Here is a 19,054-nt window from a genome sequence, read left to right as displayed (position 1 = left end):
TTAAAGGAAGTGGCGCGAGTGACGGGACTTGACCCCGCGGCCTCCGGCGTGACAGGCCGGCGCTCTAACCAACTGAGCTACACCCGCGCAGGGCGGAAGAAGTTAACGTCCTCTCCGGGACGGTCCACCGCAAAGGGTGGCGCGAGTGACGGGACTTGAACCCGCGGCCTCCGGCGTGACAGGCCGGCGCTCTAACCAACTGAGCTACACCCGCACAAAACTACGGAACGGTTGTCAGGCCATTCCTGAACCTCTGGAAAGTGGCGCGAGTGACGGGACTTGAACCCGCGGCCTCCGGCGTGACAGGCCGGCGCTCTAACCAACTGAGCTACACCCGCAAACTTTTCCAACAGCGTCGAAACCGGTTCAGGCCCCGCCGCCGCTGAGGTGGGCGGGTGTATATTCGACCCCGCCCCCCTTGTCAAACATGAAATCGAACATTTGTGGCCGATGACCGGATGCGGCCGGAACCAGGCAACAAAGCTTGCGTCCCGTCAGGTGCCCTTGGCCTGGCGCAGGTCCAGCAAGCGGTCCAGGACCTCGTCAAGCTGGGAGGGTGGTTCCCGCTTCTCGATGGCATCGGGGCCGCCATAACGGCTCAGCGCCAGCTCCAGCGCGCGCCAGAGCTGTTCGGCGATTTCCAATTCCTGTTGGTCGATGGCCAGTTCCAATGCGGCCAGGATTCGGTCGCCAAGGCGACGATCAGCGGAATCGGTCACGAAGCGCCTTCCCTCTTACCCGTGCGACAGCCGCCGGGGCCGCCAGGACACATCATACCTGTTCCGCCCCTGCCGCGACAGGTGGAATGGTTAAGAAGCAGGATTCGGGAAGAAGGGGAATGGTGGGCGGTGAGGGGATCGAACCCCCGACCTGCGGTGTGTAAAACCGATGCTCTACCTCTGAGCTAACCGCCCTGGCCGTTCACGGGCGGGACAATAGCGACGGCTGCGCCAAGGTCAACAGGGAAGTTGGAACAGCATCATTGGAACAGCACCGATTGGCTTCACGCCATATCAGCCATGCCGATCACACCCATGGATTTTCGCCCATATGGAACCGCTTGGCCAGGCCGTAGCAATGGGCACACATGATTCTGGCCCCAAGGTGTTCCAGCGCCTCGCCAGTTCATTCCCCACCGGTCGCCGCCACCCGGCCTTCACATTGCGCGCACCATGCGTCGGGACAGGGATTGCCGGGGATCGTCCGCAGTCCAGAAGAAACCGCCCCTGGTGCGGCTTGAAAAGGCCCGCAACGACATGATGGCAGACAAAGGCAATCCGTGTCCTGCCATGCGTATCGCATTCGATCATGTCCACGGGGGAACCCGCGCCAGAAATGCCCCAAAAGAAAAACGGGCGCGCCAGAGGCCGCCCGTTTTCATTCGTTCCAGGCGGCCCGGCGCAGTGCCGGGCATACCCAAACCGTGTCGCTTAGTTCAGCGCGTCCTTCAGGCCCTTGCCGGGCTTGAACTTCGGCTGCTTGGAAGCGGCGATGGAAATCTTTTCACCGGTGCGGGGATTGCGGCCCTCGGAAGCGGCGCGCTCAGCCACGGCAAAGGTGCCGAAACCAACCAGACGCACTTCGTCGCCCTTTTGCAGCGCGCCGGTGATCCCATCGAAGACCGCATCCACGGCCTTGTTCGCGTCCGCCTTGGACAAACCAGCCGCTTCGGCGACCACGGCAACGAGATCGTTCTTGTTCACTTAAGGCCCCCCTCATCAAGAGAGTATCGGTTGCACATGCCCGAAAACTGTTCCCAGGCACTAGAAGGATAGGTTCCGCCGCCGACACAAGGATTTGTGCGGGTGGCGGCGGGAACCCAATTCACACGATTTCCCGACGCACTTCAATGCCGAATCACGCCGTCGCGGTCCTCATCCCCAGCTTTTGCGGGCACCTGGGCCACTTCTTCGGGCTCCGACCACTCTATACCGACCGGTGCCGTCACCAAGGCATGGGCAAGAACCTCATCTACGGTTGAAACCGGGATGATAGTCAGACCTTTTTTGACGTTATCGGGGATTTCGGCCAAATCCTTCTCATTGTCCTTGGGAATCAGCACCCGCTTGATTCCCGCCCTGAGCGCCGCCAGCAGCTTCTCCTTCAGGCCGCCAATGGCCAGAACCTTGCCGCGCAGGGTGATCTCACCCGTCATGGCGATGTCCTTGGCCACCGCGATTCCCGTCAGGACGGAGACAATGGTGGTGATCATGGCCACGCCGGCCGACGGGCCGTCCTTCGGGGTCGCCCCTTCCGGCACATGGACATGGATGTCGCGCTTTTCGAACAGAGTCGGCTTGATCCCGAACTTCAGCGCGTTGGCCTTCACATAGGATTCGGCGGCCTGCACCGATTCCTTCATGACGTCACCCAGCTTGCCGGTGGTCTGGATACGGCCCTTGCCGCGCAGCATCACCGCCTCAATGGTCAGGATCTCGCCACCCACCTCGGTCCAGGCCAGACCGGTGGTCGCACCGACCTGATCCTCCAGCTCGGCCTCACCGAATCGGAAGCGCTTCACGCCCGCGAACTTTTCCAGGTTCTTGGGCGTCACCTTCACCTTGTCGAGACCCTTCATCAGGATCTCCTTGATGGCCTTGCGGGCCAGATTGGCGATCTCGCGCTCCAGCGAGCGCACGCCGGCTTCCCGCGTGTAATAGCGGATCAGGTCGCGCAGCGCCTCGTCGGTGATCGTGAACTCGCCGGCCTTCAGACCATGGTCGCTCACCTGCTTGGCGATCAGGTGGCGCTTGGCGATCTCCACCTTCTCATCCTCTGTGTAACCGGCCAGACGGATGATCTCCATGCGGTCCAACAGCGGCTGCGGCATGCGCAGGGAGTTGGCCGTGCAGACAAACATCACGTCCGACAGGTCGTAATCGACCTCCAGATAATGATCGCTGAAGGTGCTGTTCTGCTCGGGGTCCAGAACCTCCAGCAATGCCGACGACGGATCGCCGCGCCAATCGGCGCCCAGCTTGTCGATCTCATCCAGCAGGAACAGCGGGTTGGAGGTCTTGGCCTTCTTCATGCCCTGGATGACCTTGCCGGGCATGGAGCCGATATAGGTGCGGCGGTGACCGCGCACTTCGGCCTCATCCCGCACGCCGCCCAGCGACATGCGCACAAAGGTGCGGCCCGTCGCCTTGGCGATGGACTTGCCCAGCGAGGTCTTGCCCACGCCCGGCGGCCCGACCAGACACAGGATCGGCCCCTTCACCTTATCCATGCGCTGCTGGACCGCCAAATATTCAAGGATACGTTCCTTGACCTTCTCCAGGCCGTGATGGTCGGCGTTCAGGATGGTCTCAGCACCCTTGATGTCCTTCTTGACCTTGCTGCGCTTCTTCCAGGGTATAGACAGCATCCAGTCCAGATAGTTGCGCACGACGGTCGCCTCGGCGCTCATCGGGCTCATGGTGCGCAGCTTCTTGACCTCGGCCAGGGCCTTTTCGCGGGCTTCCTTGCTGAACTTGGTCTTGGCGATCTTCTCCTCGATCTCCGCCACCTCGTCCTTGCCGTCCTCGCCCTCGCCCAGCTCCTTCTGAATAGCCTTCATCTGCTCATTCAGATAGTACTCGCGCTGGGTCTTCTCCATCTGGCGCTTCACGCGGTTGCGGATGCGCTTTTCCACCTGGAGTACGCCGATCTCGCCTTCCATGAAGGCATAGACCCGCTCCAGCCGCTCGGCGACCGTCGGGGTCTCCAGCAATTGCTGCTTCTCGGGGATCTTGAGCTGGAGATGGCTGGCGATGGTGTCGGCCAGCTTGCCCGGCTCCTCGATCTGATTGATGGAAACCAGGACCTCGGGCGGGATCTTCTTGTTCAGCTTGATATATTGCTCGAACTGCGACACGGCGGCACGGCTCAGGGCCTCAAGCTCCTGCGGCTCGCCCACCTTCTCGTCGATCAGCTCGGCATAGGCCTGGAAAAATTCCTCATTGTCGCCGAACTTGGTGATGGCGGCGCGCTTGCCACCCTCCACCAGCACCTTCACGGTCCCGTCGGGCAGCTTCAGAAGCTGCAATACCGTGCCGATGGTGCCGACGGAAAAAATGTCGGCGGGTGTGGGATCATCCTGTGAGGCGTTCTTCTGGGTGACCAGCAGGATCTGCTTGTCATCCTTCATCACGTCTTCCAGCGCGCGGACGGATTTCTCGCGACCCACGAACAACGGGACGATCATGTGCGGGAAGACGACGATGTCTCTCAGCGGGAGGACCGGGTAGAGAACACCGCGGGGGATGTCCAGCATCTTAAGTCAGCCTTCTATATTCATGCCGCCAGCCCCGCTGGGCCTGGACCGGCCGCCCGCCCCAGATGGGCACGGGATAAACGGCCGTGACGGCGTCAGCGTTAACGTGGCACAGCCAAACACCCCCTTCAAGGGCTTGAACCGCGCCAAAGGCGTACTACCGTGTTGTCACAGACATGAAAAAGGGCCGCTCGGCGTTGCCGGCGGCCCTTTTCTATCCTGAAGCCGTGATTTTTGCGGCCTTATACCTTGCCCAGCAGGGCGGCGAAGGTCAGCACGACATAGCCCACCAGCATGAACAGCACGGCGTAGCCCCAGCCAACGAAGAAATGCAGCAGCATCATCAGCAGGAACAACACCACGGCGATGATGCCGATGGTGGTGAAACGGGTAAAGGCATGCCAGCCTTCGGCATGTTCCTTCACGATCTTGTTATCGACCACCACGGGCCCGTGAGCGCCGGCCATTTTTTTCTCCCCGGAACGAGACGATGGAATTCTGCGCGATTGTGTAAGGGTTGGGGACGCGGTTGACAAGGCCTCTCGAACGGTTCGGGGTGCTACCGAATGTCCTTCACCAGCCTCAGCGTCTCCTCCCCATACCCCATGCGCGCATAAAAGGCGCGGCCACGGGCGTTGCTGGCAAAGACATCCAGCGACAGGGACGCATAACCCTGGCCCCGCGCCCATTCCTCGACCGCCGTCATCAGGGCCTTCGCCGTCCCCTGCCCTTGCGCGGCTTCCGTCACCGCCAGCAGGGGGACATAAGCGGCGATCTGGTCGGTGAAGATGTCCAGCATCGGTTCAGCATGGATAAAGCCCAGGCACTCCCCGGCACCATCCACAGCCACCAGCGTGACCGCACCGGGCTTGGGTGCCTCCAGCGTCTCCTGCATGAAACTGCGCTGGAACCGCATCACCTCTTCCGGGCTGCGCCAGGACAGGTCGGCAACACCGGCCAGCCGCGGGGCCAGGCTGTGGATGAAGGGCAGGTCGGAGGAGATGGCGGTGCGGATGGGCATGACAATTCTCCAGGTCAGCCCACCGGCCCGATCACCGCTTCCGGCACCCCCGCCCCCCGCACCACCACCCGGTTGCCATTCACCGTCACCCGCCCCTCGGCGATCAGGCGCACGGCCAGGGGATAGGCATTATGTTCCTGGCTCAGGACGCGGGCGGCCAGGCTGTCGGGGGTGTCATCATCGGTTACGGGCACGGCGGCTTGCACGATGATCGGTCCGGTATCCATCTCCACCCGCACATAATGCACGGTGCAGCCATGGAAGCGCACGCCTGTGGCGATGGCCTTTTCATGCGTATCCAGGCCGGGAAAGGAGGGCAGCAGCGAGGGATGGATATTGATCAGACGGTCGCGCCACGACTCGACGAAACAGGGCGACAGCAGGCGCATATAGCCGGCCAGACAGACCAGGCCGACGCCCGCCGCCTCCAGCGCCCCGGTCATCGCCGTCTCATGCGCGGCCTTGTCGGCAAAATCCTTGGGCCGCAGCACCAGGGTGGCAATGCCGGCCGCGCGCGCCCGGTCCAGCCCGGCTGCGTCCGCCTTGTTGGAGATGACCAAAGCCACCTCCGCCGGATAGGTGGGATCACTGGCGGCGTCGATCAGTGCCTGAAGGTTGCTGCCCCGGCCCGAGATCAGGACGCCCAGGCGCAGTCTCACGACCAGCGCTCCAGGCCCGAGATGACGACGCGGTGCCCGTCGCCGCTGCGCGGAACCACGGTGCCGATACGCTTCACGGTCTCCCCGCCTTCGGCCAGGATACGGGTGGCTTCATCGGCCTTGTCGGCGGGCACGACGACGACCATGCCGATACCGCAATTGAAGGTGCGGGCCATTTCCGAGGCCTCGACATTGCCCGTCTTCATCAGCCAGTTGAACACCGGCGGCGGGTCCCAGGTGGCGGCATCCAGATCCACGCCAAGACCGTCGGGCAGAACGCGTGGAATATTCTCGATCAAGCCGCCGCCCGTGATATGGGCGAGCGCGTTGACGGTGCCGGCGCGCACAGCGGCCAGCACCGACTTTACATAGATGCGCGTCGGCGTCAGCAGCGCATCGCCCAGGCTGCACGCGGCGTCCCAGGGGCAGGCGCTGTCATAGCTCAGGCCCGACACGCCCACCAGCTTGCGCACCAGCGAGTAGCCGTTGGAATGCACACCGCTGGATGCCAGACCCAGCACCACGTCGCCAGCGGCCACCTTGTCGCCGATCAGCACCTGGCTGCGTTCAACGGCTCCGACGGAGAAGCCGGCCAGATCATAGTCGCCATGGGCATACATGCCCGGCATTTCCGCCGTCTCGCCCCCGACCAGGGCGCAGCCGGCCTGACGGCAACCTTCGGCAATCCCGGCCACGATGGCGCGGCCGGCGGCGACGTCCAGTTTGCCGGTGGCGTAATAATCCAGGAACAGCAGCGGCTCGGCCCCCTGCACCACCAGATCGTTCACACACATGGCGACCAGATCGATACCGACCGTGTCATGCTTGTTGGCGTCGATGGCCACCTTCAGCTTGGTACCGACGCCATCGGTGGTGGAAACCAGCAGCGGATCGGTGAAGCCCGCGGCACGCAGGTCGAACAGCGCGCCGAAACCGCCCAGGCCGGCATCGGAGCCGGAACGGGCCGTGGACTTGGCCAACGGCTTGATCGCATCGACCAGCGCGTTGCCCGCGTCGATATCGACACCCGCATCCCGGTAGGAATAGCTGCTCATGCCCTGGCCCTCACTGCTGGCGTAACGGTGCCGGGGTGGGGTAGAAAGCCCATGGTGGCCTGCCGCACCCCGGATTTGGCGCCGAACATAGCAACATCGGAATTCAAGGCAATGCCGGTCATCCGCACCCCCGCCCTGCGCAAAAGCCTGTCCGCCGCCCTGCTCGCGGCCGCGCTCGCCCTGCCCGCGTCCGGCCAGGGGACGGATGACCTGTATACGGTGCGCGACGTGGGCGTCGATATCTCGTCCGGCAATGCCAACGCCGCCCGTGACCAGGGTGTGCGCGAGGCGCAGCGCAAGGCCTTCGACCTGTTGTTCGACCGGTTGACGGTGGATGGGGCCCGCACGGCCCTGCCGTCCGTCCCGTCCGACGTGATCGAACGCATGGTGCAGAGCTTCGAGATTCAGGAGGAGCGGACATCGGCCACCCGCTATGTCGGCAAGCTGGCCATCCGCTTCAACGCCGCCGCCATGCGCACCTATCTTCGTGCCAACAATGTCGCCTATGCCGAGGTGCGGTCAAAGCCCGTGCTGGTCCTGCCCATTGATCAGACGGGCGGCACCCCGGTCCTGTGGCAGGCGGGTACGGCCTGGCGCCAAGCCTGGGCCGATCTGGGTCCCAAGCAGGCGGGGCTGGTGCCCGTGACGGTGCCGTTCGGGGAAGCAGCCGATGTCGCCGATATCGGCGTGGAACAGGCCATGGCCGGTGACGCCACCGCCCTGCGCCGCATTGCCGGGCGTTATGGCGCCGGCGACGTGGCCGTGGTCGTGGCCAGTGGTTCGCCGGAAACGGGCCTGACCGTGACGGTCGGGCTGCATCCCGCCACGGGAACCGGGGAAACGTTCAGCCTGACGCAATCGCCCCTGCCCACCGATACGGCGGACGCGGTCAACCCCACCCTGCGCGCCGCCGTGGAAAGCGTCACCCACCGGTTCGAGGAACGCTGGACCGCCGCCACACAGATCACGGCCGGCGCCCTGTCCGACCTGAAACTGACCGTCAGTTTCGCCGATCAGGCCGGCTGGCTTTCCATCCGCAAGCGTCTGGCCAGCATCAGCACCATCACCCAGACCACCATCACCAGCCTGTCACGCAATGCGGCCGTCCTGGACCTGCGCCATGCCGGCGGTACCGAGCAGTTGCGTACGGCGCTGGCCCAACGCGATCTGGTGCTGGAGGACGGGGCCCAGGGGCCGGTGCTGCGCGCGGCGCGGTAAGCGGCATCACCCAGCCCCACCAGCCCATTGTTATCCATCCGAAAACCCTCATACTGCCGGGCATGTGACCCTTTTGGCTTGCCAGGTGTTCATGACGGGAACGCATGGACATACCCTAACGGCGGAGTTGAGGCCTCATGAGCGATAGTGCGCCCGAAACCATGGCCACCGATCCCACGCTGGAACGGCTGCGCCGCATCACCATGGGCATCACGGCCGGCCGGCTGCTGTCGGCGCTGCTGATCGGCTGGCTGATCTATAGCGGCCACATGACCATTGCCTTCTGGCTGTTTGTCCTGGCGGGGCTGGGCGCCCTGCTGGAGGGGGCGGCGGCCCTGCTGTTCAAGACGCGCACGCGGCTGGGCGGGGTTCTGGATGGTCTGGCCGACCGTCTGCTGCCGCTGCTGGCGCTGGGGGCCCTGACCTATAAGGGCATGCTGCCGCTGTGGGTGCTAATCCCGGTGCTGTTGCGCGAACTGGTCCTGGCATTGGGACAGAAACTTCCCGAATCGGCCGGCAACGCTCCCTGGATCCGGGAGCCGCGCTGGCTGTTCCACATCAACATCGTGGTCATGGATGCGCTGGCCATCCTTTTCCTGCTGATACAGGGGCCTGGATTCGGGGTGGACCTGTTCATCCTGCCGGCCGAGCTGCTGGTTGTCGGGCTGGCTCTGGCGTCGCTGCTACTGGCCTTTGTCAACCGGCCCAAGCCGGAGGATGAGTTTCTGAGCGGCGACCAGGGCAAGGATGCATGATGCGCGCGAACCGGCAGTGGAAATTCTGGCTGTGGGGTTTTGTCGCCTTCATCGCAGCGGTCTGGCTGCTGCGCTCCATGCTGGCGCCCTTCGTGGCGGGCATGGCGGTCGCCTATCTGCTGGACCCGGTGGCCGACAAGCTGGAGGCGCGGGGCGTTCCACGCTGGGCCGCCACCACGCTGGTGCTGCTGGGCTTCCTGCTGGCGGCCGTGCTGGCACTGCTGCTGCTGGCCCCGCTGCTGCAGGCCCAGATCGTGCAGTTGGTGGAGGTGGCGCCGCAATGGGTCGACTGGGCCAAGCAGGAAGTGCTGCCCGCCATCCAGCGTATGTTGCGCCGGCTTCCGGCCTCGGATGTGAAGCAATTGCGCGAGGCGGCCGGCAATTATGCCGGTACGGCCGTGGGCTGGACCGCCGATGTGTTGCGCAACATCCTGACCAGCAGCGTCGCCATCATCGATATCCTGTCCGTCATCTTCATCACGCCCATCGTCGCCTTCTATCTGCTGCGTGACTGGGACCGGCTGGTGGCGGCGGTAGATGGCTGGCTACCCCGGCCCTATCTGGAAACCATCCGCGAGCAGGCCCGTGCCGTCGACCGCACGCTGGCCGGATTCGTGCGCGGGCAGGCCACCGTCTGCCTGTCGCTGGGGGTGTTCTATGCCGTGGCGCTGACGGCGGCGGGGTTGAGTTTCGGGCTGGTGATCGGCCTGATCACGGGCATCCTGTCCTTCATCCCGTTCGTCGGCTCCCTGGTCGGCTTCGTGGCAAGCGTGGGGCTCGCCCTGTTCCAGTTCGACGAATTATGGCGGGTCGGCCTGGTGGCCGGCATCTTCATCTTCGGACAGGCCATCGAAGGCAACATCCTGACGCCCAAGCTGGTGGGCGACAAGGTGGGGCTGCATCCTGTCTGGGTGATGTTCGCCCTGCTGGCCGGCGGGGCGCTGTTCGGCTTTGTCGGCGTGCTGCTGGCCGTGCCGGTCGCCGCCGTCATCGGCGTGCTGACCCGGTTCTGCCTGCAACGCTACATGCAGAGCAGCCTGTATCGCGGGTTCGAGACGGCGGGACCGACAGCCCTCGACTTGCCCCCCGACCCGCTGCTATCCCATCCGGCCGCGCAAGGGGCGGAACGGGGTGACGGTGTCGCCGACATGCCTCCCAAGCCCTGAACCCGCTCTCGATCGTACCAGCCCGTGGAAAAGGAGGGGCTGCGCCATGACAACGCCGCCCCGCCAGCCCCCCCTGCTCTCCACACGCCAGATCCCGCTGGACCTGGGCCATCGCTCCGCCATGGGCGAGGATGATTTCCTGGTCGCGCCCGGCAATCAGGATGCCGTGGCCTGGCTGGACGCCTGGCCTGACTGGCCGGCCCCGGCCCTGGTGCTGTTCGGCCCGTCGGGCTGTGGCAAAAGCCATCTGGCCCAGATCTGGCGCGCGCGGGCACGCGGCAATCTTCTGTCCGTGGAGGATCTGCGCGACGAGGCGGAACTGCCCGACCTGCTGCGCCCCATGCGCACGGCCGTGCTGGACGGGGCGCAGGGCGTTGCGGGGGACCCTGCCCTGGAACGTTCCCTGTTCCATCTCTATAATCTGGCCAAGGAGATGAACGGGCATCTGCTGCTGCTGGCCGAACATGCGCCCATCAACTGGGTCATCCGCCTGCCCGACCTGCGCTCCCGCCTGCTGGCCGCCCCCGCCGTGGGCATGGCCGCACCCGACGATGCGTTGCTGATGGCCGTGCTGGTGAAGCTGTTCGCCGACCGGCAGATCCGGGTGGGAGAGGATGTCATCGACTGGCTGATGACCCGCACCGAACGCAGCTTCGCCAATGCCCGCCGCGTGGTCGCCATGCTGGACCATGCCGCCCTGGCCGCCAAGAAGCCGATCACGGTACGATTCTGCCGGCAGGTGCTGGGCGATCAGGTCTAGCTTTACATGCGCGTCAAACGCCGGTAGTCGCCGCCGGAGCGGCTTTCATGGTGCTCTATACCGGCACCTTGCCGGCCACGATACCCAGCGAGCCGTCAAAAAGGTCGGGCAGGGCTGGCAGGTCTGTCACCCCCGGATCGACACCCAGTTGCATCATCAACGTTGTGGCCTGCCCCCGGTGATGGGTGGCATGGTTGAAAAAATGTGTGACGGCAACCCAGGCTGGCAGGGTCCAGCGATGGGGATTGAACTTCGTCACATAGGACAGGGGCGCCGCCAGCCATTCCGGCGTGACGCCCGCCGCCCATTCCGTGATGAGCGCATCTGCCGCCGCGCGGTCGGTGACCAGTTGGTCCCAGTCGGTGCGGAACAGATTCTCCCCTTTCGCCACCGGCGGCGCGCTCCCCTCAAACCGGCTCATCCAGATCATGTCGGCCCACAGGATGTGGTCCAGCGTGCCATGCAGCGACTTGAAGAAGGCGTCCAGATCGCGGCTGCGCTCTTCCGGCGGGATGGCAGCACAGGCTGCCATCAGGCGGCTGTTCATCCACCGGCTATAGGCGGCCATGGTGCGCACGTAATCCACGCTGATCATGCCTCGCATCCCCTTTATCCACGGCGCGGGTTGACTATCGCTGCCGGCATCTAAATCCTTGGGCGACGACCATTATTCCCCAAGGACCCATTCCATGACCATCGCGATCGGCCAGCCCGCCCCCGATTTCACCCTGCCCACCGACGGCAATGGCAGCGTCACCCTGTCGGCGCTGCGGGGAAAGAATGTCGTGGTCTATTTCTATCCCAAGGACGACACGTCCGGCTGCACGGCCCAGGCCTGCGGATTCGGGGAGCAGTTGCCCCATTTCGACACGCTGGACGCCACCATCATCGGCATCTCCAAGGACAGCGTGGCCAGCCATGACAAATTCAAGGCCAAGTACAAGCTGCCCTTCATCCTGGCCTCCGACGCCGACAGCGATGTGACGGAGCGTTATAGTGCCTGGGCTGAAAAGAACATGTATGGCCGCAAATATATGGGAATCGAACGCTCGACCTTCCTGATCGACAAGGACGGCATCCTGCGCGCCGAATGGCGCAAGGTGAAGGTGCCGGGCCATGTCGATGCCGTGCTGAAGGCCGTGCAGGCGCTTTGACACTCCCCCCGCAGGAAGGGTGCGGCACGTTGAAGCCGGACCCTTCCTGCGGGCCGGGGCCTCAGTCCAGAACCGCCCAAATCTCGGCGGCCAACGCTTCCAATTCCTCAACACCCTTCGATTTCGGGTCCGTTTCCGCCAGGCTCAGCCCCTCCATCAGGGAGCCGGCGAATCCGATGCGGTTGCCCAGGCTTTCGCTTGCCACCGGCACGCTCAGTTCCGCCGCCCTCGAAGCGACCGCATCCAGCAGCCTGCCGCGCGCCGGCACGCGGTTCATGACCAGCATCACGGGCCGCTTCTCCGCCCGCGCCAGATCCAGGGTCGGGCGTGTGGCCCACAGATCCATGGGGCTGGGCTGGACCGGCACCACCACCAGGGCGGCTGTACGCACGGCGATGCGGGCATCGGTTTCGGCATGCGGCGGGCTGTCGATCACCACCACATCATGGGTCTTGGCCAGCCGCTCCACCTCCCGCTGTGTGCGCCAGCCGGAGATTTGCAGATGCGTGATGCCAGTGGCATCCGCGCCCAGGGTCGCCTCCCGCGCGGCGTACCAGGCGGATAGGCTGCCCTGCGGGTCGATATCGACCAGGGCGGCGGACTTCCCGGCCCGTGCCCAGGTGATGGCCAGATGGATGGCCAGCGTCGTCTTGCCCGCCCCGCCCTTCTGCTGCGCGATGGTGATGACACGCCCCGCCATATCCTGCCCCTTGCCGACCTGTGTTCCGGACGCCAGTGTGCCCACATGACAGACGGGCGGCAAGCGCCGCACCGCAGCATGAGGCAGATCCATGACCAACCCAGCCTGGCCCGGCCATCTTCCCATAACGCGCCTGCGCATCGCGCGGCCCACCGACCGGTTGACGGAGGTCACAGCTTACTATCGTGATGTGATCGGGCTGTCTGTCATCGGCGGCTGGGTCGATGATGGGACCCATGCCGGCTATGACGGGGTGATGATCGGCCTGCCCGGCTGGGACACGCATCTGGAATTCACCCAGCATAAGGATGGCAGCCCCTGCCCCGCACCGACGCGCGACAATCTGCTGGTGCTGTATGTCGACAGCCGCGACGACCTTCTGTCTGTGTCGGCCTCCATACAGGCGCGCGGCGGGGTGCCGGTAGAGCCGGAAAACCCCTATTGGCGGAACCGCGCCGTCTGTTTCGAAGACCCCGACGGCTGGGGCATCGTTTTCTCGCTGAAGCCGGGCGTGGCCTGACGCAGCCGGGCTTTGCGTGGAAAGCCCGTGATCGGGCCGCCCGCCACCGTTATCGTGGCGGGTGAGATTTTCAGGACCGCTCCCGTGCCCCACGATCATTGCTGCGACGATCCCAGCCACCATCACGACGCGCCGGCCCCGCCGCCGCATCCCGACCGGCCGCGCGTGCTGCCGCCGGGACCGGCCGCCTATGCCGAGGCTTCGGACGTGCTGGCGGCCGGGTATCTGGTGGCCCTGCCGACGGAGACGGTCTACGGGCTGGGCGGCGATGCCGGCAATGATGCGGCGGTGGCCGGCATCTTTGCCGCCAAGGGCCGCCCCAGCTTCAACCCGCTGATCGTGCATGTGGCCGATGCGGGTGCGGCCGAGGCGCTGGTCCATGTCGATGAGCGTGCGGCCCGCGCCATGGAAATGTGGTGGCCCGGTCCCCTGACGCTTGTCCTGCCGCGCCGCGCCGATGCGCCGCTGTCACTGCTGGTCTCGGCCGGGCTGGACACGGTGGCGGTGCGCAGCCCCGCCCACCCGGTTGCCCGCGCCCTGATCCAGGCGTCGGGCCGGCCCATCGCGGCCCCGTCCGCCAATGTTTCCGGCCATGTCAGCCCCACCACGCCTGTGCATGTGGTGGAGGAATTCCCCGAGGGTGGCGGCGGACGGCTGAAACTGATCCTGGCCGGGGGACGCTGCGCCATCGGTGTGGAATCGACGGTGCTGGACCTCACCGGTGAACGCCCCCTGCTGCTGCGCCCCGGTTCGGTAACGCGTGAGGAACTGGAAAGCGTGCTGGGCCCCATCGATACCGCGACGGCGGCCGATGGGGTGAAGGCGCCGGGCATGATGACCAGCCATTACGCCCCCGGCCTGCCCGTGCGTCTGGACGCAACGACCGTGCGCGAGGATGAGGCGCTGCTGGCCTTCGGGCCCGATCAGTTCCTGCGCGGCGGGGCAGTCCGTCTGAACCTGTCCAACAATGGCGACCTGACGGAGGCCGCGGCCAATCTGTTCGCCATGCTGCGGGCGCTGGATCGGCCCGGCCTGTCGGGCATTGCCGTCATGCCGGTGCCCGACAAGGGGCTGGGCGTGGCCATCAACGACCGGCTGCGCCGCGCGGCCGCCCCCAGGACCTGAGGCATGATGAGCCCCGATCTGTTTTCCGCCTTCGCCGGCCTGATCGGCCCGTCGCATGTATTGACGGGCGCCGATATGGCGCCCTACGCCTTCGATTGGCGCCAACGGGCGGAAAGCCATCCCCTGGTGGTTCTGCGCCCCGGATCAACGGCAGAGGTGGCGGCCATCGTGCGCCTGTGTGCCGAACGCCGCGTGCCCATCGTGCCGCAGGGGGGCAATACCGGTCTGGTCGGCGGCACCATCGCCGAAAAGGGAACGGGCGCTGTCCTGCTGAACCTGGGCCGCCTGAACCGCATCCGCATGCTGGACACCGCCGACTATACGATGACCGCCGAAGCCGGCTGCGTGCTGGCCGACATCCAGGCGGCGGCACAGGCGGCGGATCGTTACTTCCCCCTGTCGCTGGGCGCGGAGGGGACCTGCATGCTGGGCGGCAACCTGTCCAGCAATGCCGGCGGCATCCTGACTCTGCGCTATGGCAATGCCCGTGATCTGGTGCTGGGGCTGGAAGTGGTGCTGCCCGACGGGCGGGTGTGGAACGGCCTGCGGACCCTGCGCAAGGACAATAGCGGCTACGACCTGAAACACCTGTTCCTGGGCGCCGAGGGGACGCTGGGCATCATTACCGCCGCGTCGCTGAAACTCTATCCCCGCCCTCGCCAGATCGAAACCGCCCTGATCGCCGTGCCCAGCCCGGCTGCTGCCATCACCCTGCTGGGTCTGGCGCGCACGGGCACGGGCGACAGCCTGTCGGCGTTTGAGCTGATGCCGCGTTTCACCTTTGACGGGTCGCGGGAAATCCTGGGCCGCGACCAGGACCCGCTGTCCGCCCCCTCACCCTGGTATGTGCTGCTGGAGGCCAGCAGCGGCATGGCGGGGCCGCTGCTGCGCGGGCAGGTGGAGGCGGTGCTGGAAACCGCCCTGGAGCAGGGTGTGGTCACCGACGCCATCTTTGCCGACAGTATGGAGCAGCAGCGCAAGCTCTGGCTGATCCGTGAAAGCCTGCCGGAGATCGGGCGCAAGATCGGTGGTGCCGTCCATACCGACGTGTCGGTACCCGTCAGCCGTATCCCCGACTTCCTGTCTGCTACCATTGAAGCCGTCACCACCTATATGCCCGGCATCCGGCCCTACCCGTTCGGCCATGCCGGCGACGGCAATATCCATTTCAATATCGGCCGCCCGGCTGGGATGGAGGGTGCGGAATATCTGACGCATGCCCACGCCATCACCGACCTTGTGCATGCGCAGGCACTGGCCCATGGCGGCAGCATCAGCGCCGAGCATGGCATCGGCAACCACAAGGCCGCCGAGTTGCCCCGCATCAAGGACCCGGTGGAACTGGACCTGATGCGGAAGATGAAAGCGATGCTAGACCCGGACGGGATCATGAATCCGGGGAAGGTGCTGGTTAGCAGGTCCGAAACGGCCTGACCGATCATCCGATATCGACAGGCGGCGATTGCGTGCATAGCCTGGGAACATATCACGTCTGGAGCCACAAGTGATGCGCGCATGCCTGTTGTTGCTGGCCCTTGCCCTGTTTGCACCCGCTGGCGCAGCGGAGAGCGGCTGGAAACTCAAACAGAACGATATCCGGGAGACCTGCGTCACAGCCACCGACAAGACGGAGCTGTGTCTGTTCAAGCAGAGTGGGATCGTCTGGATCAGTGTTCTGGTGCAAAGCGAAGCGGATTTTTCCAACGAATCGATGCTCGCGCAGATTGATGGCACCCCCTACCCGGTTTACCGGCACAGCAGCGACACACGCCCGGCCCTGGTCAGTCTCAAGTCCGGCGACACAAAGGTGCAGCCCAGCATGAGCAGCTTCCGCCTTCGTCCCAACGATACGGCCTTTCAGGACGCGTTGAAGACCGGCCGCGTCCTGACCGTCAGTACCGCCCCCTTCGTGGGACCGGTCTGGCAGGTGCAGGTGTCTTTGGACGGCCTTGCGGCGACACTGGCCCAGCTCTGATCAGGCACCGGCCGCAAGCCACTCCCCCGCCTGCGCCCGCCCGTGCGCCTTCAGCGCCAGCAGATACTCCATATCGACGCGCAGGCCGTTCAGGTCGCCCAGCGAGGGGTCTTGCGGGTCGATGGACAGAAGGTCGAGCTGTTCGGGCCCCTCCCCGCGCTTCAACACCTCCCGCACCAGTTCCATTTCCGCCTCCAGCGGCCGGGAAAAGGTGATCTGGTTCAGCCTCTCGCGAATCGCGGCCGCCGTGCGGGGCGTGTCGTCGGTGCAGTTGGCCATGGCCTGCACCACCAGCAGGCGGCCCACCGACGGCCCGTCCAGCAGGGCGCGGATGGGTGGGTTCAGGGTGTAGCCACCATCCCAATAGGCTTCCCCATCAATTTCCACCGCCTGATGCAGGGTCGGCAGAGTGGTGGAGGCCAGCAGCGAATCGACACCGATCTCCGCATTGGCGAACAGGCGCGGCTGCCCGTCACGCACGCGGGTGGCGGAGATCAGCAGGGCGGGGGCCGCGGGCAGGGTGAGACTGGCAAAATCCACCTCCTCCACCAGGATCGACCGTAACGGGTTGAAACCCAGCGGGTTCAGGGCATAGGGCGAAAACAGGCGGGTCGCCATGGCCAAGGCCGCGCTGTTCACGGCCTGCGTGATCCCGTTACTGGCCCAGGTCGGGCAAAAGCCCAAGGCCCCCACCCCGCATTCCCCTACCCTCCGCCAGACCCGGTCCAGCGCATCGCGGGCGCCATCCCGCCCGCCCTTGGCCCAGCCGCTGGCAAAGGACACGGCATTGACCGCCCCGGCCGACGCCCCCGACAGGCGTATAGGCGCGAATCCGGGTTCATCCAGAAGCCGGTCCAGCACACCCCAGGTAAAGGCACCCAGTGAGCCGCCGCCCTGCAGGGCCAACGCCATGCCGGCAGGCCGGTTCGACGCCGCCGAAGCCGCGCCGCTTGTCTCGTTCCGGCCCAGCCGGCGCATGATTCGTTTCAACACCATGTCCGGCCACCTCTGTTGCAGCGCCAAAGGATAGCGCGGAATGGTTCCGCCGCCGACCCTTGAAGGCAACAGAGCGCCACCCCAAGTCAGAAGACAGGCGATGCCACGGATGCCCATACCGGGGTCCGCGAGGGCGCGCCAATGACCAAGGGGCATCGCTTCGTGAAGGAGGATCGCGCCATGACGACCCAGCAGACCCAAGCCCAAACCCAGCAGACCCAGAATCCCATCCCGGCCCTGGTACGCAATGCCTTCAACGCCGCCGGTCAGCGTGCCGTCGGCAAATCCGACCAGATCGCCGCCGCCATCGCCGCCCTGCGCAAGCTGCGCCGCGTGCTACTGGATCAGGCCGGCACCAATGCCGCCCTTCAGGTGGTGGATGGCCCCGTCAGCGGCTTCATCATGGAACGGAACATGCGGGCCTTTGCTACCGTGGGGGAGGCTCCGTCGCTGGTCCCCTTGCCCCCTGATCTGGCATTGGCCGGGCCATCGGCATCGATGATGCTGGACGCCGTCGATAACGGCCTGATCCTGCACCGCTTCCTGCCGGGCAATACCGCCATCATGCAGATGGTGCCGGCGTTGATGGGCTGCCTTTGCGATGCGCTGGGCGGCACGCCAGAGGCCGGGACGCTGCTGGACGTCCTTCGCAAGGGCATGACCGAGGACGACCCCCGGCTTGCCATCGAAGCGCCGGTATCACAGCGTCTGCATTGACATAAAAGGGGGGCCGGAGCCCCCCACTGATCATGCCGCCAGACGGGCCGTCTCGGCCTTCTGATGCATCCGCTTGTAAGCGAACTTGGCCGCCCAATTGTGCAGCCAGGTATGCGGCTTCAGGCCGGACGCCTTGAACACCATGCCGACCATACGATCGACATGGTGGGGGCGGTAGAAGGAATAGGCGAGGCTGGTGTACTCGGCATTGTTCTCGACCCGCTCATAGGGCCGGGTCCAGTAATTCGCGGCATAGAAGGCGTAGGACAGTTCATCGTCCTCCGTCTCGTTGATGCGTGACAGGCAGACCATCAGGCGCTGCAGGCGGTTCAGCTTCTCTGATGCCAGGTAGCGCTTCAGATGGTCATAGAACAGCTTGTAATGGCGCAGTTCGTCGGCCGCGATATGCTTGCAGATCTGCTTGAAGACGGGTTCATCCGTCGCTTCGGCCAGGGCCGTATAATAGCTGGACGTGCCCGTCTCCACGATGCAACGGGCGACCAGTTCGCCGGCGCGGCTGCCGCGCTTGCTGTCCATGGCGGCCACGTCGATCTGATACCCCTCACGGAAGCGGCTGACCGCCGCCTGGAAGTCCCAGGAGGGGTCGACACGCGATGCCCAGGTGCCCAGGGCTTCCCCATGCTGCACCTCTTCGATGGCCCATTGCCGGACCACGTCGCAGAAGACCGGGTCCTCGCGGAAGACGTTGCACAGGTAGTCGGCATAGATATGGCCGTTATATTCGACCAGGGCCGCCGCCTTGGCCAGTTTCAGCATGTCGGGTGACGCCTTGGCGGGGTCCAGCTTGTCCCAGGGCAGGCCCTCGATGGTCCAATGCGCGTTCGCCATGGTGTTACTCTTCCACTTCGCTGATGCAGATCAGGCGCCGCCGGGGCGCAGGGTTGCTGACAGATGGGCCGCAGGGGCCGAAAAAGCAACGGGGGCGCAAAGCGCCCCCGTGATACCCGTTCGCATACG

At 65.2% G+C, this 19,054-nt stretch carries 21 protein-coding genes and 4 tRNA genes; 10 read left to right on the top strand and 15 right to left on the bottom strand.

Translation table 11 applies throughout. The features are described 5' to 3' along the window. Positions 1-10 precede the first annotated feature (10 nt). The 11 genes from KBA48_RS21230 to purM form a co-directional block, all read right to left on the bottom strand. Positions 11-87: transfer RNA gene (locus KBA48_RS21230), tRNA-Asp, on the bottom strand. 50 nt (positions 88-137) lie between these two features. Beyond that, positions 138-214 (bottom strand) — tRNA-Asp (locus KBA48_RS21225). 47 nt (positions 215-261) lie between these two features. Then, positions 262-338: transfer RNA gene (locus KBA48_RS21220), tRNA-Asp, on the bottom strand. Positions 339-494: 156 nt separating this feature from the next. Next, positions 495-719, bottom strand: coding sequence for a hypothetical protein (locus KBA48_RS21215; RefSeq protein ID WP_292910104.1), 225 nt, complete (start codon positions 717-719; stop codon positions 495-497). Positions 720-839: 120 nt separating this feature from the next. Then, positions 840-914 (bottom strand) — tRNA-Val (locus KBA48_RS21210). A 516-nt stretch (positions 915-1,430) separates the two neighbouring features. Beyond that, positions 1,431-1,703, bottom strand: a complete 273-nt coding sequence (locus KBA48_RS21205) for an HU family DNA-binding protein (protein ID WP_094456833.1) — start codon at positions 1,701-1,703, stop codon at positions 1,431-1,433. Positions 1,704-1,846: 143 nt separating this feature from the next. Beyond that, positions 1,847-4,255 (bottom strand): endopeptidase La, encoded by a 2,409-nt coding sequence (gene lon / locus KBA48_RS21200; RefSeq protein WP_292910098.1) that lies wholly within the window; start codon positions 4,253-4,255, stop codon positions 1,847-1,849. Between the two features lie 242 nt (positions 4,256-4,497). Next, on the bottom strand, positions 4,498-4,722 hold the full coding sequence (locus tag KBA48_RS21195; RefSeq protein WP_292910096.1) for a hypothetical protein: 225 nt from the start codon (positions 4,720-4,722) through the stop codon (positions 4,498-4,500). A 92-nt stretch (positions 4,723-4,814) separates the two neighbouring features. Then, the gene (locus KBA48_RS21190) at positions 4,815-5,276 is read right to left on the bottom strand and encodes a GNAT family N-acetyltransferase (protein ID WP_292910094.1); all 462 of its coding nucleotides are present in this window, start codon (positions 5,274-5,276) and stop codon (positions 4,815-4,817) included. A gap of 14 nt (positions 5,277-5,290) precedes the next feature. Next, positions 5,291-5,935 carry a phosphoribosylglycinamide formyltransferase gene (purN, locus tag KBA48_RS21185; protein ID WP_292910092.1) on the bottom strand — a complete coding sequence of 215 codons (645 nt, stop codon included), beginning with the start codon at positions 5,933-5,935 and terminating at the stop codon, positions 5,291-5,293. Further along, complete coding sequence (purM, locus tag KBA48_RS21180) at positions 5,932-6,990, bottom strand: phosphoribosylformylglycinamidine cyclo-ligase (RefSeq protein WP_292910090.1); 1,059 nt, start codon at positions 6,988-6,990, stop codon at positions 5,932-5,934. Before purM ends, purN begins: the two co-directional genes overlap by 4 nt. Before the next feature lie 111 nt (positions 6,991-7,101). Between purM and KBA48_RS21175 the strand changes: the two genes are divergently transcribed. The 4 genes from KBA48_RS21175 to KBA48_RS21160 all read left to right on the top strand — a co-directional run bounded on the left by KBA48_RS21175 (position 7,102) and on the right by KBA48_RS21160 (position 10,889). Beyond that, positions 7,102-8,208, top strand: coding sequence for a DUF2066 domain-containing protein (locus KBA48_RS21175; protein ID WP_292910088.1), 1,107 nt, complete (start codon positions 7,102-7,104; stop codon positions 8,206-8,208). A 137-nt stretch (positions 8,209-8,345) separates the two neighbouring features. Then, a complete protein-coding gene (locus KBA48_RS21170; protein ID WP_292910086.1) occupies positions 8,346-8,963 on the top strand; it encodes a CDP-alcohol phosphatidyltransferase family protein in 618 nt (205 codons plus the stop codon). Continuing rightward, the gene (locus KBA48_RS21165) at positions 8,963-10,129 is read left to right on the top strand and encodes an AI-2E family transporter (protein WP_292910110.1); all 1,167 of its coding nucleotides are present in this window, start codon (positions 8,963-8,965) and stop codon (positions 10,127-10,129) included. The genes KBA48_RS21170 and KBA48_RS21165 overlap by 1 nt, the downstream gene beginning before the upstream one ends. A gap of 46 nt (positions 10,130-10,175) precedes the next feature. Further along, positions 10,176-10,889 (top strand): DnaA/Hda family protein, encoded by a 714-nt coding sequence (locus KBA48_RS21160; protein ID WP_292910084.1) that lies wholly within the window; start codon positions 10,176-10,178, stop codon positions 10,887-10,889. 55 nt (positions 10,890-10,944) lie between these two features. Here KBA48_RS21160 and KBA48_RS21155 read toward each other — a convergent pair whose 3' ends face one another. Further along, on the bottom strand, positions 10,945-11,484 hold the full coding sequence (locus tag KBA48_RS21155) for a DinB family protein (RefSeq protein ID WP_292910082.1): 540 nt from the start codon (positions 11,482-11,484) through the stop codon (positions 10,945-10,947). A 94-nt stretch (positions 11,485-11,578) separates the two neighbouring features. Here KBA48_RS21155 and KBA48_RS21150 point away from each other — a divergent pair, with 94 nt between their 5' ends. Then, positions 11,579-12,043, top strand: coding sequence for a peroxiredoxin (locus tag KBA48_RS21150; protein ID WP_292910080.1), 465 nt, complete (start codon positions 11,579-11,581; stop codon positions 12,041-12,043). 61 nt (positions 12,044-12,104) lie between these two features. On the opposite strand, the gene parA is transcribed toward KBA48_RS21150, so the two are convergent. After that, the gene (gene parA / locus KBA48_RS21145; RefSeq protein WP_292910108.1) at positions 12,105-12,743 is read right to left on the bottom strand and encodes a ParA family partition ATPase; all 639 of its coding nucleotides are present in this window, start codon (positions 12,741-12,743) and stop codon (positions 12,105-12,107) included. A gap of 91 nt (positions 12,744-12,834) precedes the next feature. On the opposite strand from parA, the gene KBA48_RS21140 reads away from it, so the two are divergent. From KBA48_RS21140 to KBA48_RS21125, 4 genes are all read left to right on the top strand, one after another. Further along, entirely contained in the window at positions 12,835-13,263 is a 429-nt protein-coding gene (locus tag KBA48_RS21140) for a VOC family protein (protein WP_292910078.1), read from the top strand. Between the two features lie 165 nt (positions 13,264-13,428). Beyond that, positions 13,429-14,388, top strand: a complete 960-nt coding sequence (locus KBA48_RS21135) for an L-threonylcarbamoyladenylate synthase (protein ID WP_292910106.1) — start codon at positions 13,429-13,431, stop codon at positions 14,386-14,388. A 3-nt stretch (positions 14,389-14,391) separates the two neighbouring features. Continuing rightward, the gene (locus KBA48_RS21130) at positions 14,392-15,822 is read left to right on the top strand and encodes an FAD-binding oxidoreductase (protein WP_292910076.1); all 1,431 of its coding nucleotides are present in this window, start codon (positions 14,392-14,394) and stop codon (positions 15,820-15,822) included. A 73-nt stretch (positions 15,823-15,895) separates the two neighbouring features. Continuing rightward, positions 15,896-16,363 (top strand): hypothetical protein, encoded by a 468-nt coding sequence (locus tag KBA48_RS21125; RefSeq protein ID WP_292910074.1) that lies wholly within the window; start codon positions 15,896-15,898, stop codon positions 16,361-16,363. Here KBA48_RS21125 and KBA48_RS21120 read toward each other — a convergent pair whose 3' ends face one another. Next, entirely contained in the window at positions 16,364-17,359 is a 996-nt protein-coding gene (locus tag KBA48_RS21120; protein ID WP_292910072.1) for a patatin-like phospholipase family protein, read from the bottom strand. It abuts the gene before it with no gap. 141 nt (positions 17,360-17,500) lie between these two features. Between KBA48_RS21120 and KBA48_RS21115 the strand changes: the two genes are divergently transcribed. Next, complete coding sequence (locus KBA48_RS21115) at positions 17,501-18,076, top strand: hypothetical protein (protein WP_292910070.1); 576 nt, start codon at positions 17,501-17,503, stop codon at positions 18,074-18,076. 30 nt (positions 18,077-18,106) lie between these two features. Here the strand turns inward: KBA48_RS21115 and KBA48_RS21110 are convergent, their stop codons facing one another. Then, positions 18,107-18,925, bottom strand: a complete 819-nt coding sequence (locus tag KBA48_RS21110) for a ferritin-like domain-containing protein (RefSeq protein WP_292910068.1) — start codon at positions 18,923-18,925, stop codon at positions 18,107-18,109. Positions 18,926-19,054: the final 129 nt, after the last annotated feature.

It is taken from the genome of Niveispirillum sp. (assembly GCF_017996735.1).
In the GTDB taxonomy this organism is placed as follows: domain Bacteria; phylum Pseudomonadota; class Alphaproteobacteria; order Azospirillales; family Azospirillaceae; genus Niveispirillum.
Note: the sequence above shows the minus strand (reverse complement) of the source record. Positions and strands in the feature narration are given on the sequence as shown.

Bases quoted from the DNA above. Each gene is read 5' to 3' on its own strand.
- KBA48_RS21155 (WP_292910082.1), bottom strand. From the start codon at position 11,484: ATGATCAGCGTGGATTACGTGCGCACCATGGCCGCCTATAGCCGGTGG.
- KBA48_RS21165 (WP_292910110.1), top strand. From the start codon at position 8,963: ATGCGCGCGAACCGGCAGTGGAAATTCTGGCTGTGGGGTTTTGTCGCC.
- KBA48_RS21160 (WP_292910084.1), top strand. From the start codon at position 10,176: ATGACAACGCCGCCCCGCCAGCCCCCCCTGCTCTCCACACGCCAGATC.
- parA (WP_292910108.1), bottom strand. From the start codon at position 12,743: ATGGCGGGGCGTGTCATCACCATCGCGCAGCAGAAGGGCGGGGCGGGC.
- KBA48_RS21175 (WP_292910088.1), top strand. From the start codon at position 7,102: ATGCCGGTCATCCGCACCCCCGCCCTGCGCAAAAGCCTGTCCGCCGCC.
- KBA48_RS21115 (WP_292910070.1), top strand. From the start codon at position 17,501: ATGACCAAGGGGCATCGCTTCGTGAAGGAGGATCGCGCCATGACGACC.
- KBA48_RS21150 (WP_292910080.1), top strand. From the start codon at position 11,579: ATGACCATCGCGATCGGCCAGCCCGCCCCCGATTTCACCCTGCCCACC.
- KBA48_RS21190 (WP_292910094.1), bottom strand. From the start codon at position 5,276: ATGCCCATCCGCACCGCCATCTCCTCCGACCTGCCCTTCATCCACAGC.
- KBA48_RS21120 (WP_292910072.1), bottom strand. From the start codon at position 17,359: ATGGTGTTGAAACGAATCATGCGCCGGCTGGGCCGGAACGAGACAAGC.
- KBA48_RS21110 (WP_292910068.1), bottom strand. From the start codon at position 18,925: ATGGCGAACGCGCATTGGACCATCGAGGGCCTGCCCTGGGACAAGCTG.
- KBA48_RS21140 (WP_292910078.1), top strand. From the start codon at position 12,835: ATGACCAACCCAGCCTGGCCCGGCCATCTTCCCATAACGCGCCTGCGC.
- lon (WP_292910098.1), bottom strand. From the start codon at position 4,255: ATGCTGGACATCCCCCGCGGTGTTCTCTACCCGGTCCTCCCGCTGAGA.
- KBA48_RS21170 (WP_292910086.1), top strand. From the start codon at position 8,346: ATGAGCGATAGTGCGCCCGAAACCATGGCCACCGATCCCACGCTGGAA.
- KBA48_RS21130 (WP_292910076.1), top strand. From the start codon at position 14,392: ATGATGAGCCCCGATCTGTTTTCCGCCTTCGCCGGCCTGATCGGCCCG.
- KBA48_RS21125 (WP_292910074.1), top strand. From the start codon at position 15,896: ATGCGCGCATGCCTGTTGTTGCTGGCCCTTGCCCTGTTTGCACCCGCT.
- KBA48_RS21195 (WP_292910096.1), bottom strand. From the start codon at position 4,722: ATGGCCGGCGCTCACGGGCCCGTGGTGGTCGATAACAAGATCGTGAAG.
- purM (WP_292910090.1), bottom strand. From the start codon at position 6,990: ATGAGCAGCTATTCCTACCGGGATGCGGGTGTCGATATCGACGCGGGC.